Genomic DNA, 16505 nt, shown 5'->3' with positions numbered 1-16505 from the left:
TTTACTTCCTAAAAGAATGCTGGTTCATTAAAAACCACTTATAAGTTTCTTTGAGGCCAGTATGAAGGTCAGTTGAAAATGACCATCCCATATCTTTCAAGCGTTGTACATCGAGTAATTTTCTCGGTGTTCCGTCAGGCTTTGAACTATCAAAAATTATTTTGCCTTTATAACTAACTACTTCGGCGAGCGTATTTGCCAGTTCTCTTATAGTACAGTCCACACCTGTACCAACATTTATATGCGATAACATAGGCATAGTATTAGCAGCATAACTGGCGTAATCCAACTCCATAACGTAGACAGATGCTTCCGCCATGTCATCAACATATAAAAATTCACGCATGGGGTTACCGCTTCCCCATACTGTCACTGTAGGCTCATTATTTAGCATCGCCTCATGGAAGCGACGCATCAGAGCAGGTACAACATGTGAGTTTTCTGAATGAAAATTATCGTTTATACCATACAAATTTGTTGGCATTACACTGCGGTAATCTCGAGAAAATTGTCTGTTGTACGATTCACATAATTTGATGCCCGCTATCTTAGCAATCGCATAGGGCTCATTGGTGGATTCAAGTACTCCAGTAAGAAGAGCAGATTCTTTAATAGGCTGCTCTGCAAACTTAGGATATATGCAACTCGAACCTAAAAAAAGCAGTTTTGGGACATTTGCCAGATGCGCTGCATGAATGACATTACATTCAATTAGCATATTTTCATAAATGAAGTTCGCGGGGAACTGATTATTAGCCTGAATCCCCCCTACCTTTGCAGCAGCAAGATAAACCTCATCAATCTTAGTTTTACAAAAGAAATTTTCGACATCATCTTTTGAAAGTAGATTCAACTCTTCTTTACTTTTAGTAATGATTTCAATATCTTTGCGCTTTGAAAGTTGGCGAACAATTGCAGAGCCCACCATGCCTCGGTGTCCCGCTACAAAAACTTTTTTAGTCATAATTAGCTTTCCACAGAGATTGAAACATTGAAGCCATGACTTTTCAATAATGCGAACTGTTTGGCGTTACCTAAATCATGTTCCACCATTTCTGCACACATTTCTTCTACGGTAATTAGAGGTTCCCACCCAAGTAACTCTTTTGCTTTAGATGGATCACCGAGGAGTGTTTCAACTTCCGCAGGTCGAAAATAACGAGGATTAACTCTTACAATGACATCACCAACTTTCACTTGCGGAGCATTGTCACCTGAAACCGAAGTTACCGTAGCGATTTCATCCACGCCTGTGCCAGTAAACGTTAATTCAATGCCAAGTTCACGAGCCGACATTCTGACAAATTCACGAACTGAAATTTGTTTACCCGTGGCAATAACGAAATCATCTGCTTGGTTTTGCTGCAACATCATCCATTGCATACGTACATAATCTTTGGCATGACCCCAGTCACGTAACGAGTCCATGTTGCCTAGTTCTAACTGTTTTTCAAGACCCTGTGCAATATTAGCAAGCGTTCGCGTAATTTTACGCGTAACAAAGGTCTCACCACGGCGCGGGGATTCATGATTAAACAAGATACCATTGCAAGCATACATGCCATAAGACTCACGATAGTTAACAGTGATCCAATAGGCGTACATTTTTGCTACTGCGTAAGGTGATCTCGGATGAAAAGGCGTAGTTTCTTTCTGAGGAATTTCTCTTACCTGACCATATAATTCGGAAGTTGAAGCCTGATAAAATCTGGTTTTTTTCTCAAGACCACAAATACGAATGGCTTCAAGCAAACGAAGAGTACCAATTGCATCTACGTCAGCAGTATACTCAGGTGATTCAAATGATACCGCAACGTGAGACATTGCACCAAGATTATAAACTTCATCCGGACTGATATCTTTCATTAGTCTTATTAAATTAGATGAATCAGTCAAATCACCATAATGAAGATACATATTGCGATTTTTACTTAAAGCATTATCGATCCGTTCAGTATTGAACGATGATGTGCGCCGAATAATTCCATGGACTTCATATCCCTTTTCCAAAAGAAAATCTGCAAGATAAGAACCGTCCTGACCCGTTACGCCTGTAATTAATGCTTTTTTCATTTTAAATCTCTTATTTCATCATAAAAATTTAATGTTTCCTGTGCCATTTTTGTCCAGGAATATTTTTCAGAGTTTGTAAGTCCGTTAGTGACCAACTTTTCTCGTATTCTTTTATCATCGAGCTGATATAACGCCTGACTTATATCAACTTCAGTAATATTGTCCAGTAAAATCGCTGCACCTGTAGCTATTTCTTTTACTGAGGAAGAATTTGAAGCAATAACAGGACAGCCTGAACGCATCGCTTCTATAACTGGGATTCCAAATCCTTCATATAAAGACGGGTAAATTAAGCAATGGGCATTTGAGTAAAGTGCATTAAGTTCCTGTTCATTTACAAACCCTGCATGACTGTAACGCCCAGGTATGGTATTGCGCAATAAAATAAGTTCTTCAGGATTAAAACTGCCGCCACCTACGACGATTAATTTTATGTCTTTATGATCTTTAAGCGCTTTTACACAAGAAACGAAGTTTTTGTATCCTTCTCTTGCGCCAACAAAAAGAACATATTTACCTTTATCGCTTTTAGTGTTTAATGGTACAAAATCGCTTACACCATTATATATAACTTTAGTTGGTATATTTTTAGCCTCGGGAATATATTTCAACATATCCTTTCGGGTGGATTCAGAAATACAAATAATCCCATCACTGTTAAGTATCGCTCGTTTTTTTTGCCAATGATGAATTTTAGTTTTGACCCCCCTGGGGAATACTTCATAGGTAAAATCATGAACCGTGGTAATTATTTTTACATTATCTTTATTAACGGGAAGCCGGTAATAACTTGAGTGAAAAATGTCGCTTTTACTTTCTGGCGATATACTAACATCAATATAACGCTCGATATTAATATTTAGTCGTGGCTTACGATTTACCTGCAATTTTTTTGCATAAGGATTGCTGTTTGGATAAATGATAAGTTTATTTTTAACATTACTTTTATCCAAAAATTTCAAATACTCATCAAAATATACAGATATTCCACCTGAGTTTTGTAATGAGTATATAATTCCATCAATATAAATCATCAATACGCCTTAGTATAATATTTTATCTGTTATCATACATTATATAGAACATAAAAACTCCAAACCCATAGTGTGCAGAACTGCACATTTTTGCTTCGCTCTGATATAAAGCCCATCATCGTTTAGGTAATTAGCGGCCTGAAATATTGTTTCCTGATTAATTATTCCATAACGCGAATGATCATAAAGCATGGGACGTGCTGCTTGCGCTATGAGAAATAAGTAAATCATCAATTTAGTAACGGGAAAAGATGCAGTGCTTTTTATTTTCTCAAAATAAACAGAGTCGGAAATTTTCGCATTGAGTAAGATAATGATAAAGGGTAATCCGTACCAACCTATTCTTGTCATCACCGGCATCATTTTCCCAATTATTATTGAAAAACTAATATAGAGAATTACGCCTGGTAAGACTAAATTCAAATGATGTAAAACATTTTCATCTTTCTTACGCTTCAGCCCCTTATAGCAAATATAGACAAGAACGATAAGTATTAAGTCGAAGAGAGTACCTACGCCAGCTGAAAGCTGTGGCCGATAAGCTTCAGAAGTCAGATAGAAATTCAATTTTTCGTACGCAAGCGATCCTGGTTGTAAAAGCGAGAAGGCTATATTTAAAATAATGAACGGTACAAACAAGAATGCGAGAGAAAGTATTAATGTCGACATTGAACTTAAGTGTGATATTCTCGGGGATATCACTGGTAAGATAAAGAGTATACATATTATGGCCGTTGTATGCACTGTACTTGCCAACAAAACCAGAAGTATATAATTTATTATTTTTCTTTTAAAAAGGAATGGTATAGCCAACAATAATAAAGAGATTGCTATGGATTGCCTTACGGCCTCTACATATAACATCCAATACATGAAAGACAGCATTGAAAAATATATAAAAGCTTTATTCTCAAACTGTTTAGAAAATTTATCGAGGCAATAAATATTAAATATAACTATTATTATATTATAACCCAGAAAACCTAAATTGCCAAAAATGTAAACTATTAAATTAAAGCCAGGCTCAAAGCTAGGTGTATTTTCGTCACACTGACCATTTTGAATGCAATCATAATTCAAAAAATATCCTATCCAATCACCCCCGGATGGATAAGAGAAACAAAACACAAAAAGAGTAATAATTAGACAAGTTATTCTTTCACTTTTTTGGTGTCTAAATAAGGAGATAAAAAGGGTTATAAAGAAATAGGTAAAATAAATCATCTGGTTACCACAAAAGCAATGAGCATAAAAAAAGCATACCCTCTTCTGCTACCGAATAAAATTTCAGGTGTAATATTTCTTAACGCAAAAAAAACATCTGATAGCCAAGAGTTTCCGACCGAAGCAAGAGACTCGTTACCTCTGATTTTCTTGGTTTCTGCGATGAGCTTTGTGATCTTTTTCCTGTATTTTATTATTTTATCGATTGTGTTAGGTAGACTTTTTATCTTGGTTGTTAATGTTTTTCCTGAACCCCCTACAACATTATTGCTATGCTGACGATAAAAAATAGTCTGGTGATCATAGAAAAACAATCCCTTTTCAGTTGCTGCGTTTAAAGCTAACCAGTTATCATGCATCGTAATTCCTTCTGGCAATGGCAAGCATTTATCGAGCAGTTTTCTGTTCATGATTACTGAACAACCGTATACACTACATTGCCAAATTAAAGTTTTATAATCGCTATTTTTTAATGGGTCAATTGAGCGTGATTTATAAAAACTCTCAGAAATAACTTTCAGATTTTCGTCGACAAGTGTAAGGTCACTAAAAACCATTGCAACCTTATCTTGAGGTTTCTGCATAATAAAATCTAATAAATCTTTGATACGATGCTCGGGCCAATAATCATCCTGATCTGAAAGTAAAACAAATTCTGCATTTGTACATAGTAAAGCTTTATTGAAATTGTTAACTACGCCACCTTGCCTTTCAATATTAATTAATTTTATTCTGGTATCCTGACTTGCAAACTCTTCAATGATCTTTTTCGTATTGTCAGTTGACGCATCATCACTGATATATAAGGTCCAGTAAGGGTAAGTTTGATTTTGAATAGAGCGTAATTGTTCTGCTATATACTTTTCACCATTATAGGTTGCCATTGCAATATCAACGTTCTGCATCCAATTTCCTTGAAAGATAGAATAAAGCAAAAAAATCCACCATCACTCTTATACTCCATGCTACCGCTGCCCCTGTTAAAGCATAGTTTACAGTAAGAAAATAAAGCATAAGTAGATAAGGTATTAACTCGGCCATATGAAGGCTTGCTGTAATATGTGCTTTACCTATAGCCTGTATTTTAGAAAAGGGGATTTGAGCCATTGCATTAAATACAAATCCTATTAATAGAATCTGTAATATTTTTGCTGGCTCTCCCGCATACGCAGATCCCATCCATGTAACAAGGATTTTTTCTGCAAAAAAAATACCAATAAAGACTATGGGTAAACAACACCCAGCCATTAGCAAATAACTAAGCTTCTCAAGTTTTTTTCCGTCAGCGTTTCCAGCGCTTAACTTTGGGAAAAGCGCTCTCGATAACGCTGTAGGAATGTTCAACAGTCTGGAGACAGCTTCTGAAGGCGCAGTATAATAAGCTATTTTGTTAGCACCTAAAAGATGAGAAATTACGAAGCGGTCAAAATATACCATGACTGGTGAGATGATGTTACTTATGGTTATCCAACCACCAAATTTCAAAAGTCGAAAATAAGTTTCTTTACTTAACTGAAACCTTCTAAGGATAATTTCGCGACTAAAATAAAAGCTCATTATAAGTGAAATTACTCGCCCAATTAGCAGTCCAACAATGGCATAATATAAAGTATGCTGTATTAACATCAACATTGCAGGTATCGCTGCGATAGAAGAACTACTGAGCGCACGTTGCATATTAATGATGGCAAATCTTTCATGTCCTTCCAGATACGCTAGCCATATTTGATTTAATAAAAATACAGGTATTGTAATTGCAAGGACTTTAAATGAAGATTTGACATCATCAATATGAAATATTGAAACTTGTAAAAAACCGGGTATAAAAGGAATTAGAATATAGAGTATACTGCCTGCTAAACAACCCAATAAAAATACTGAAACTGAGGCTGTAGATATTATTTTAATTTGCTCTTCATGGTCATTTCTGAATAAAGAAATTTCTCTTATAACGGCACGCGTTAATCCTGCATCAAAGATGCTTGCATATCCTACAATCGCAAATGCCAACGTAAAAATGCCAAAAAGTTCTGTTCCGAGTTCGCGTGCCAGGATTCCCAAACTTGGTATGGCCACAATTGTAGGTATCATGAACCCAGAAAGATTGAGTATGCTATTTTTGATTAAACTCATTTAATTACACAGTAATGAAATTATGTAGATTAGATGAGAAAGGTGTACCTTTTTCATCCTTAGCAGAAAGTTCTGGCAACAATTTATCAGGGATGGGCCAGGAAATATTTAAATCTACGTCATTCCATTTAATGCATCTTTCGCACTCTGGTGAGTAGTAATCGGTAGTCTTATAAACAAACTCAACATCATCTGTAAGAGTGTAAAACCCATGTGCGAAGCCTTCCGGAATCCATAATTGTTTTTTGTTTTCCGCAGATAATCGTATACCAAACCACTTGCCAAAAGAAGCAGAGTCTGGCCTTATATCGACAGCAACATCATAAACTTCACCTCTAACACACCTTACGAGCTTACCTTGAGCCTTGGGTGATTTTTGAAAGTGAAGTCCGCGTAAAACATTTTTCTTTGATTTAGAATGATTATCCTGTACGAAGTTAACTTCATAGCCAACAGCTTCATCAAAAATTTTTTTATTAAAGCTTTCGAAAAAAAAACCGCGATCATCGCCAAATACTTTTGGTTCAATTACTAATACATCTTTAATATCTGTATCTATAATATTCATTTTTTCTTTCTGAATTGAATTTTAGTAAAGAATGATTTTTCTTATAAAGTCAGCGATTATTAACCGTAAGTTATGAGCTGATCATTCTCATCAGGTATTTACCGTATTGATTTTTTTCGAGTGGTTTAGCTAGCTTAGCAACCTGTTCACGATCAATAAAACCTTTTCGGTATGCGATTTCCTCAGGACAAGATACTTTTAATCCCTGTCGTTCTTCAATGGTCTGAATAAAATTACTCGCTTCAATTAAACTTTGATGCGTTCCAGTATCTAACCACGCGAAACCTCTTCCCATCATCGCTACAGAGAGATCCCCCCGCTCAAGGTAAAGCCTGTTAATATCTGTGATTTCAAGCTCACCACGAGGTGACGGTTTTAGATTTTTCGCCATTTCGACGACACTGTTATCGTAAAAATAAAGTCCGGTGACAGCATAATTGCTTTTCGGTTTAGCTGGTTTTTCTTCAAGGCTGATTGCTTTGCCATCTTTATTAAATTCAGCAACACCGTATCGCTCGGGATCATTGACATGATAAGCAAAAATGGTAGCGCCCTCATCTTTCTCGATGGCTGTTTCCATGAGTTTTGGCAAATCATGCCCGTAGAATATATTATCGCCTAAAATTAATGCACAGTTATCATTGCCAATAAACGCCTCACCAAGAATGAAAGCCTGGGCAAGACCATCTGGGCTTGGCTGCACTTTATATTGCAAGTTCACTCCCCATTGACTACCATCGCCTAAAAGTTGCTCAAAACGAGGTGTGTCCTGTGATGTGCTGATAATCAAAATATCATTTATACCTGCTAACATAAGTGTTGAAAGCGGGTAATAGATCATAGGTTTGTCGTAAATAGGCAGAAGCTGTTTACTAACAGCCATTGTGACTGGATAGAGGCGTGTTCCTGAACCGCCCGCCAGAATAATTCCTTTCCGCTTTGCCATTCTTTTATCTCTTTAAGCATAAAATGCCTGATATCAGGCATTAAATTAATTATTTATCTTTTTGCTGCATTAAAACTTCGTTTAACATACGCTCAACACCTGAATACCATTCAGGTAAATTTAATCCAAATATATGTTGGAAATGGGAGTTATTGAGTCGAGAATTATAGGGCCGACGAGCCGGTGTAGGATAGGCGCTGCTTGGGATGGCATTTAACTTTTCGAGAGAAAGCATGATACCTTTGTTTCGGGCTTCATTAAAAACAAATGAAGCGTACTCATACCAGGTTGTTGTACCACTTGCAGCCAAATGATAAATGCCTGCGACTTCAGGTTTACGTAATGCCGTCTGAAGGGCATGGGCAGTGCAGTCCGCCAGCAGTTCTGAGCCTGTGGGGGCGCCAAACTGATCGTTTATAACAGAAAGCTCTTTTCTCTCACTGGCTAACTTCAGCATCGTTTTAGCAAAATTGTTACCATTTGCCGCATAGACCCAACTTGTACGTAAGATCAAAAACTTCTGGCAATATGCAGCTAGTGCATGTTCACCAGCAAGCTTACTGGCACCATAGGTGTTTACTGGACTGGTCAAATCAGTCTCGGTCCAGGCACAATCACCTTCACCTGAGAATACATAGTCAGTTGAATAATGAACAACCCAGGCATTTATTTTTTTCGCTTCTTTAGCAATTGTCTCAACGCAATGAGCATTGATTAGATATGCCAGACTGGATTCAGACTCTGCTTTGTCAACAGCAGTATATGCAGCTGCATTCACAATAATCTCGGGCTGGATTTGCTGAATTGTCTTTGCTATTTCATCTGGCTGACTTAAATCACCACAATAATTTTTGCTGTGTCTGTCCAATGCTATTACATTGCCTAAAGGTGCCAGAGCGCGCTGAAGTTCCCAGCCAACCTGCCCCGATTTCCCAAACAACAGGATATTCATTACTGGCGGTCTCCATAATTCTCTAAAATCCAAGTTTTGTAGGCACCGCTTTTGATATTATCAACCCATTGCGTATTTGCCAGATACCAGTTCACCGTTTTACGTATACCGCTTTCAAAGGTTTCTAATGGCTTCCAACCTAATTCACGGGCTATTTTCCCTGAATCGATTGCGTAGCGGCGATCGTGACCAGGTCGATCTTTGACATAAATTATTTGTTCACGATATGATGTTTTTTTAGGTACGATTTCGTCCAATAAATCACATATAGTATGCACAACATCTATATTTTTCTTCTCATTGTGCCCGCCGATATTATAAGTTTCGCCAATTTTTCCCGTCTTAACGACGGTTAAAAGTGCTCGTGCATGATCCTCCACATATAACCAGTCACGAATCTGATCGCCTTTCCCATAAACGGGCAAAGGTTTGCCCTCAAGTGCATTTAAAATCACCAGAGGAATAAGTTTCTCTGGAAAATGGTACGGGCCATAGTTATTTGAGCAGTTTGTCACAATCACAGGTAAACCATATGTCCGTGACCAGGCTCTGACTAAATGATCGCTGGATGCTTTTGAAGCAGAATAAGGACTGCTCGGTGCATATGCAGAATGTTCGGTAAAAAGGGGCAAAGTTGAAATATCTTGCACCTCATCTGGATGTGGTAGGTCTCCGTAGACTTCATCCGTAGAGATATGGTGGAAGCGGAAATTAGCCTTACGGGATTCATCCAGTTGCATCCAGTATTTTCTGGCAGCATCAAGAATTGTATAAGTCCCCACAATATTCGTTTCTATAAAGGCTGCGGGGCCGGTAATTGAACGATCAACATGACTTTCTGCTGCTAAGTGCATAATTGCATCTGGTTGGTAACGTTTAAGGATAGTATCCATTTGATCGGCATTGCATATATCAGCATGTTCAAAATTATAGCGTTGATGCTTGCCAACATCTTTAAGAGACTCAAGATTACCTGCATAGGTTAGTTTATCAACATTAACTACGCTGTCTTGCGTATGTTCAATAATGTGTCGAACTACCGCAGATCCAATAAAACCGGCACCACCAGTAACTAGAATATTCACAATCGCTATCCAGAATTTATTCTTTTAAACATTCAGAAAAGATAATGACTATCCATTTCTAAATTTCATGAAAGTTATGTTAGGAGAAAATTACATCTAATAAAGTTTTCCGAACTATATAAATTTCACATCATTAGATTTTAAAATTTATCAGCCAATGCATTCGTATCATTTTGTTTAGCTAAACTAATTTGATTAACTCTATGAAATCGCGCTGAACGGTATATTATTCCATTAAATGAAAGGAATGCAGCAATAAAAAGCAGCAATTGCCAGCTGTCGCTTACGCCCAAAGAATCAAATGCAACGCCTGCTGCTGCCAGTATAGCTGCGAATATGACCATAACGACAAGTGTCCCGCGTCCAGTCAATCCTGCCCTCATGAGCAGATGATGCAAATGTTCCCGATCGGGTTTGAAAGGGCTATAGCCTCGACGGAGACGAGCAGCCATAACACGTGCCATATCCATGAGCGGAACGGCGATTAGCCATAACGCAGTCACTGGACGAATCACGGCTTCTGTGCCTTGTGTCGCCAACATTAATAGCCAAATTACTGTAAAACCTATTAAGGTACTTCCTGCATCACCCATAAAGACCTTAAATTTATTGCCCCAGGGAATGCCCAGATTGAGTAATATGTATGGTAAACATGCCGCCATCAAGCATGTACACCATAGGGCAAGAGGCGTGTTTCCGCCGATTTCAAACACGATTCCTAAGGCACCAAATGTGACGCACGACAAAGCTCCTAATAGTCCATCTATACCATCTACCATATTGAATGCGTTTACCGCGCCGATGACAGCAAAAAGCGTCACCGCATAACCAAAAATACCCAATACTAACTGAAAGCCGAAAAGCACATTTCCTAATGAATACAAGTAATAACCATTCCACATCATGATACAAGCCATCAATGCCTGAATCATGATGCGTGGCATTACCGGAAGATCAAAGCGGTCATCAAGGACGCCGACGACCAGCAGTACCGTGGCACAGAACATGTAGATGGTGAAATCAGGCAGCCAACCTGGCTGCATGATGTATAAAATCCATAGTGATAAGTAGACCGAAACGCCGCCAACTAAGGGAATGTGTCCTTTATGCTGCTTTCTGTCGTTAGGCTTATCGACCAGTCCGACTTTGCGAGCGACCTTGCGCGCAATGAATAGCAACGCGAATGCACTTAGAAAAACACAAACGATCTCTTGCATGTATGCACCACTGCTGAGTTGTCATATTTTAACCACGCTACCGCCCCTGGCTATCGCTACCACTTGCGTGAACATAGTTTTAGCCATCGTTAAGCATAGACTGCATTACAAAATGGCGTTGTCTTGCCCGGTTATTATTTTCGAGAACCTGGCTGAATCGATAAAAAACCTTACGATTCTCGTACTATCCTGGCTTTGAGACAAGGTTTAAAGCGCCACTTTTTGACAATTTTCTGATCACACAAGATTTGGCATCTGAAATCTGACCATTTAATCAACAGATTTTGTTTTCTGTGGCAAGCGGGATGGGTTGAAAGCGCCCTAGATTTTTGATTTATGGACAAAAAATAACTAAGTCCATTTTTTAACAGGTGAGTGCTTACAATGATGTGAACGGTTTAAAGACAATACAGGAACATCCCATACGTGCGGCTGCTTGTTAGCATCGAACGATATGGGATTTTACAAATGCTAATGAGTAATATTAACGAAACCCTTCCGGATTTTTCGACTGCCAGTTCCACGTATCGCGCATCATCGCGTCAATCCCCCGTGTCACACGCCAGTCCAGTTCACGGTTCGCCAGCGACGCATCCGCCCAGAACGCCGGCAGATCGCCATCGCGACGTGGTTTGATTTCATACGGAATCGGTTTGCCCGAGGCTTTTTCAAAGGCTTTGATCATCTCCAGTACGGAGAAGCCTTTGCCACCACCCAGGTTGTAGGCTTTATAACCTTCAATTTTGTCCAGATGATCCAGCGCTTTAAGGTGGCCTTCCGCCAGGTCAACGACATGAATGTAGTCACGCAGGCAGGTGCCGTCTGGCGTATCATAGTCACCGCCAAACACACCGAGTTTATCCAGACGACCGATAGCGACCTGGGCAATGTAGGGCAGCAGGTTGTTTGGAATGCCTGACGGATCTTCACCGATCTCACCCGATTCATGCGCGCCAACCGGATTGAAGTAGCGAAGCGCAATGGTTTTGAACTTCGGCTCAGCTTTGGCAAAATCACGGATAATGAATTCGACCATCAGCTTGGAGGTGCCGTACGGGCTGGTCGTCCCCCCAATCGGGGTAGTTTCAACGTAAGGTACCGGCGCGTTAGCGCCGTAAACGGTGGCAGAGGAACTGAAAATGAAGTTCCAGACGCCGGCGTTACGCATTTCTTCCAGCAGAACAACGGTACCGGCAACGTTATTTTCGTAATATTCCAGCGGCATACGCGTGGATTCACCCACCGCTTTAAGTGCGGCGAAGTGAATCACGGCAGAAATACGGTGAGAGGCAAACAGATCGCGCAGGCAGGCGCGGTCAAGGACATCACCTTCAATAAAGGTGGCTTTCTTGCCGGCGAGTTTCTCAACACGGTTAATCGCCTCACGCGAGGCATTGCACAGATTATCCAGGACGACGACGTCGTCACCGCGCTCCAGCAGCGCCAGTACGGTATGAGAGCCGATGTAACCCGCGCCGCCTGTAACCAAAATTGCCATCTCAACTTCTCCCTTTCTGCCGCGTTAACCGCGGCGAATTATACAGTGATTACTTCGCCAGAATATGCTTGATCGCTTCGCGGAAATCACGGCCCTGCGCATTGTTTCGTAAACCGTACGAGACAAATGCCTGCATGTAACCCAACTTGCGTCCACAGTCAAAGCTGTGCCCGGTCATCAGGGACACATCGACCGTTTTTTTCTTGCTCAGGCTGGCAATCGCATCCGTTAACTGAATACGTCCCCATGCGCCCGGTTCGGTGCGTTCCAGTTCTGGCCAGATATCGGCAGAGAGGACGTAGCGCCCTACCGCCGCCAGGTCTGAGTTTAACTCAGCCGGATGCTCTGGTTTCTCAACGAAGTTACTGATGGTGCTGACGTCGCCCGGGTTTTCCAGCGGTTGTTCCGTCGTGATCACCGAGTATTCTGACAGGTCATAATCGGTCAGATGCTTCGCCAGAACCTGGCTATGACCGGTCTCTTCAAAACGCGCCACCATGGCCGCCAGATTATAACGTAAATGGTCAGCGGTAGAATCGTCCAGCAGGACATCAGGCAGAACGACAACGAACGGGTTATCGCCGATCATCGGACGGGCACAGAGGATGGAGTGTCCCAGACCCAGTGGCTGCGCCTGACGTACGTTCATGATGGTCACGCCTGGCGGACAAATTGACTGTACTTCACTCAACAGTTGGCGCTTCACGCGCGCTTCAAGCAACGCTTCAAGTTCGTACGTTGTATCGAAGTGGTTTTCCACCGCATTTTTGGACGCATGGGTGACCAGCACAATCTCTTTAATACCTGCAGCTACGCACTCGTCAACGATGTATTGAATCATTGGCTTGTCCACAACAGGCAGCATCTCTTTCGGAATGGCTTTGGTCGCCGGAAGCATATGCATGCCGAGACCCGCAACCGGGATTACTGCTTTAAGCTTGGTCATATTTATTCCATCTAATGAAGTGAAGACATGCGTCAATTATGCCGGATGGACCGGAAAAGGAAGTATAATCTTTATCTGAAAAGCCCACACTAACTCGCTGTGAAATCTTACAAATTCGGGATTTTCCCTGGGTTTTCGCCGTTTGGAAATAAAGCGCAATCCCGCAGACAAGCGAGTCTCTGGCGGTCCGAATGCAACGCCCTTTGCCCTTTTTAAGGCCAGCCATAAAACGACACGGGCGACCCGAAGCCGCCCGTGATAATGACACTTACAGCCACTGTTCAAACCATTCCGGCATCACGAAAAGGTTGAAGTGATTGACCAGCAGCATCAGTCCCGCAAACAGCACGGAGACCGACACCCACTGTCGGGCATAGGGTATAAAACGAATGCCAATGACCGGTTTAATAAAGAACGGATGCGCCAGGGCGGAAATTAACACCTGCGAAATCGACAGCGTCAGCGCGACATAGAGGACGTTCGGCCAGATAAAGGTCGTGGCCAGCACCGCCACCACCACCAGACTCGCGACGATGTTCCAGTAGAACTCCACGTTGGTGCGACCGTTAGCCTGGGAAATAGCACCAGTCAGACCGCCCATCGGCCGCAGCATGCCAAACAGCAGCATCAACGGAATGAGATGGTAAACCTGCTCATGTGAGGCACCATACAGCACGCGAACAATGACGGGTGACAAAATACCAATAGCCAGATACATCGCGCTGCTGAACAACATAATCACCAGCGTGCCCTTGAGGAACAGTTTCTTCAACTGCTCTGGATCGTGCTGCTTCTCGGCAAAGCGCGGCAGCGCCAGGCGGTTAATCACGGGCGACACCAGCTTGAGCGGTTGTAGCACCAGCTCTTTCGCCAGTGAGTAAACACCGAGCATGTCAGCGCCCATCACTTTCCCCACCACCAGCGCATCGGCCTGGGTGCGTAACTGGTTAATCGTCTGCGAACCGAGCTGGTAAATTCCGTAGCGTACCGCGTTAAAAAAGGTCTGTTTGTCGAACTCCAGCGTAGGCCGCCAGGACTTCTCTCCAAGCGCAATCATGCACAAAATACGAGTGAACGCATTGATAAACAGGCCCAGAATCGCTGCTGCGACGGTGAGCGACGTAAACTCCAGCATGGCGACAACACACAGAAAGGCGAACAGCTTCGTGCCCATCTCAATTTTCGCCAGCGAAACCATGCGTTTGGTTTTGATATAGTGCGCCTGATACTGAGACAGATGACCGAGCACCAGGAAGTTGAGACTGGTCAGCATAATCAGTCCGGTTAACGCCGGAAGGTGATAGAACCAGGCAACCGGGAAAGCAATGCCCAGCATAACCAGGCCGGTACAGAAACTAATGCCGACGTTAACCCAATAGATCGTGCTCTGCTCACGGCGCGTGATGTCCTGGCGGTGAACCAGATAGCTGCTCATTCCCATGTCCTGCAGGACGCCCGCCACCGCCAGAATGGCGTTGATAATGGCCAGCAGCCCCAGTTCATGGGTTTCGAGTTTACGGGCGAGAAAACTCAGTTGCGCGACCTGCAGTACGGCTGAAAAACAGGTGCTGCCAAACAACCAAATCGCCTGTGACTTTATTCCACTCAAACCATTCGCTCCAGAATCTGTGCCAGCTCGCGGTAGGCGATATGCTGATTAAACTCGGTTTCCACTTTCTGTCTGGCGGCCGCAACAACGGGGGCAACGTCTACCTCGCCCTGGGACAGTTTCAGTAAGGTGTCGGCCAGCGCGTCAGCGTCATCTTCTTTGACCAGCCAGCCGGAAACGTTGTTTTCGATAAGTTCAGGAATACCGCTGTGGAAGGTGGAGACCACCGGCAGCCCGACCGCCATCGCCTCCATCAGCGCGACAGGAATACCTTCCATGTCGCCATCGGCGGCGGTTTTCGACGGCAGCAGGAAGATATCGGCATCGCTCAGCGCCTTACGAATCTCCTCCTGCGGTTTAAAACCTGGCATGGTGACGCAATCCTGCATCGCTTCGTTCGCAATGAAGTCACGCATCATCTTGTCCTGATCGCCGTTACCAATAATCGTGTACTGGAACTGACCGCCGCGCTGCTTAAGCATGGCGCTGGCTTTGACCGCGACATCCAGGCCTTTCTTCTCTGTCAGGCGGGCGACGGACACGATACGCAGCGGCGTGTGAAAACCGTCGCGCGGCTGGAAGTTGAATTTCTCTGGCTCGATGCCCATACGGGTCACGTGAATCTTTTCGGGCGGGCAGCCCATTTCGATCAACTTGTTTTGCCACAGATGGCTGATCGGTAGCATCAGCTCGCTCTGCTGAAACAGGTTGCGGTAATCCTGCTTGTGCTCGTCAAGAATGTGACGACGCGAAATATCCGCGCCGTGGAAAACGGTGGCCTGTTTGCCCTTCAGAATACCCAGTTCGCGGAGTTTATTTGCCAGCGCACCGGCATAGCCGAAGTGCACCAGGAACACATCCGCTTCATAGGTCTGACGCGCATTGGCGACAATGGCGGGAAGCAGCAGTTTGCTTGACTGTGCGCCATAGCGGCGCACGTTAAGCGAACGTAATAAGGATGCCCGGGTGATTTTAGGCAAAACCAGTTTCAGGCGTTGTCCCAGCTTGTCCGTCAGCGACACTTTTTCTTCTGGCAGCAGGTAGTGCGTTTTTGCTGCCAGGCCGTACTCATCAAACGCGCCATGCCGGTTGACCAGATCACCTGGAAATACCGAGATAATCTCAACGTCATAGCCCGCATCAATAAAATGAGTGACCTGGTTCAGAACAAATGTTTCAGAGGCAACCGGGAAACGCATCGTGAAAAAAGTCAGTTTCAT

15 protein-coding genes are annotated in these 16505 nt (G+C 42.6%); all 15 read right to left on the bottom strand.

Features of this window, described 5'->3' with window-relative positions; translation table 11 throughout:
- Nucleotide 1: 1 nt before the first annotated feature.
- Nucleotides 2–964 (bottom strand): GDP-L-fucose synthase, encoded by a 963-nt coding sequence (fcl, locus tag GC087_RS09025; protein ID WP_226376249.1) that lies wholly within the window; start codon nucleotides 962–964, stop codon nucleotides 2–4.
- Nucleotides 965–966: 2 nt separating this feature from the next.
- Nucleotides 967–2073: a GDP-mannose 4,6-dehydratase gene (gmd, locus tag GC087_RS09020; protein ID WP_110268243.1), complete on the bottom strand. Its 1107-nt coding sequence runs from the start codon at nucleotides 2071–2073 to the stop codon at nucleotides 967–969.
- Complete coding sequence (locus tag GC087_RS09015) at nucleotides 2070–3107, bottom strand: glycosyltransferase family 4 protein (RefSeq protein ID WP_324030339.1); 1038 nt, start codon at nucleotides 3105–3107, stop codon at nucleotides 2070–2072. The genes gmd and GC087_RS09015 overlap by 4 nt, the downstream gene beginning before the upstream one ends.
- 39 nt (nucleotides 3108–3146) lie before the next feature.
- Nucleotides 3147–4331 (bottom strand): EpsG family protein, encoded by a 1185-nt coding sequence (locus GC087_RS09010; RefSeq protein WP_324030337.1) that lies wholly within the window; start codon nucleotides 4329–4331, stop codon nucleotides 3147–3149.
- Nucleotides 4328–5236 carry a glycosyltransferase family 2 protein gene (locus GC087_RS09005; RefSeq protein WP_324030335.1) on the bottom strand — a complete coding sequence of 303 codons (909 nt, stop codon included), beginning with the start codon at nucleotides 5234–5236 and terminating at the stop codon, nucleotides 4328–4330. Before GC087_RS09005 ends, GC087_RS09010 begins: the two co-directional genes overlap by 4 nt.
- Entirely contained in the window at nucleotides 5223–6464 is a 1242-nt protein-coding gene (locus GC087_RS09000) for a flippase (RefSeq protein WP_110268239.1), read from the bottom strand. The genes GC087_RS09005 and GC087_RS09000 overlap by 14 nt, the downstream gene beginning before the upstream one ends.
- A gap of 4 nt (nucleotides 6465–6468) precedes the next feature.
- Entirely contained in the window at nucleotides 6469–7032 is a 564-nt protein-coding gene (gene rfbC / locus GC087_RS08995; protein ID WP_324030333.1) for a dTDP-4-dehydrorhamnose 3,5-epimerase, read from the bottom strand.
- A gap of 70 nt (nucleotides 7033–7102) precedes the next feature.
- Nucleotides 7103–7978 carry a glucose-1-phosphate thymidylyltransferase RfbA gene (gene rfbA, locus GC087_RS08990; RefSeq protein WP_172912937.1) on the bottom strand — a complete coding sequence of 292 codons (876 nt, stop codon included), beginning with the start codon at nucleotides 7976–7978 and terminating at the stop codon, nucleotides 7103–7105.
- Nucleotides 7979–8027: 49 nt separating this feature from the next.
- Nucleotides 8028–8930 (bottom strand): dTDP-4-dehydrorhamnose reductase, encoded by a 903-nt coding sequence (rfbD, locus tag GC087_RS08985; protein ID WP_110268236.1) that lies wholly within the window; start codon nucleotides 8928–8930, stop codon nucleotides 8028–8030.
- Nucleotides 8930–10015 carry a dTDP-glucose 4,6-dehydratase gene (gene rfbB / locus GC087_RS08980; RefSeq protein WP_110268235.1) on the bottom strand — a complete coding sequence of 362 codons (1086 nt, stop codon included), beginning with the start codon at nucleotides 10013–10015 and terminating at the stop codon, nucleotides 8930–8932. Before rfbB ends, rfbD begins: the two co-directional genes overlap by 1 nt.
- A gap of 140 nt (nucleotides 10016–10155) precedes the next feature.
- Nucleotides 10156–11232 carry a UDP-N-acetylglucosamine--undecaprenyl-phosphate N-acetylglucosaminephosphotransferase gene (gene wecA / locus GC087_RS08975; protein WP_110268234.1) on the bottom strand — a complete coding sequence of 359 codons (1077 nt, stop codon included), beginning with the start codon at nucleotides 11230–11232 and terminating at the stop codon, nucleotides 10156–10158.
- 484 nt (nucleotides 11233–11716) lie between these two features.
- Nucleotides 11717–12730 carry a UDP-glucose 4-epimerase GalE gene (gene galE / locus GC087_RS08970; RefSeq protein WP_033740479.1) on the bottom strand — a complete coding sequence of 338 codons (1014 nt, stop codon included), beginning with the start codon at nucleotides 12728–12730 and terminating at the stop codon, nucleotides 11717–11719.
- A gap of 49 nt (nucleotides 12731–12779) precedes the next feature.
- Nucleotides 12780–13676 carry a UTP--glucose-1-phosphate uridylyltransferase GalF gene (gene galF / locus GC087_RS08965; protein WP_006119858.1) on the bottom strand — a complete coding sequence of 299 codons (897 nt, stop codon included), beginning with the start codon at nucleotides 13674–13676 and terminating at the stop codon, nucleotides 12780–12782.
- 268 nt (nucleotides 13677–13944) lie between these two features.
- Nucleotides 13945–15285: a lipopolysaccharide biosynthesis protein gene (locus GC087_RS08960; protein WP_033740483.1), complete on the bottom strand. Its 1341-nt coding sequence runs from the start codon at nucleotides 15283–15285 to the stop codon at nucleotides 13945–13947.
- Nucleotides 15282–16505: a glycosyltransferase gene (locus GC087_RS08955; protein ID WP_006119862.1), complete on the bottom strand. Its 1224-nt coding sequence runs from the start codon at nucleotides 16503–16505 to the stop codon at nucleotides 15282–15284. The genes GC087_RS08960 and GC087_RS08955 overlap by 4 nt, the downstream gene beginning before the upstream one ends.

Source organism: Pantoea sp. JZ2 (genome assembly GCF_035191405.1).
Taxonomy (GTDB): domain Bacteria; phylum Pseudomonadota; class Gammaproteobacteria; order Enterobacterales; family Enterobacteriaceae; genus Pantoea; species Pantoea stewartii.
This window is presented reverse-complemented; position numbering and strand designations above follow the sequence as displayed.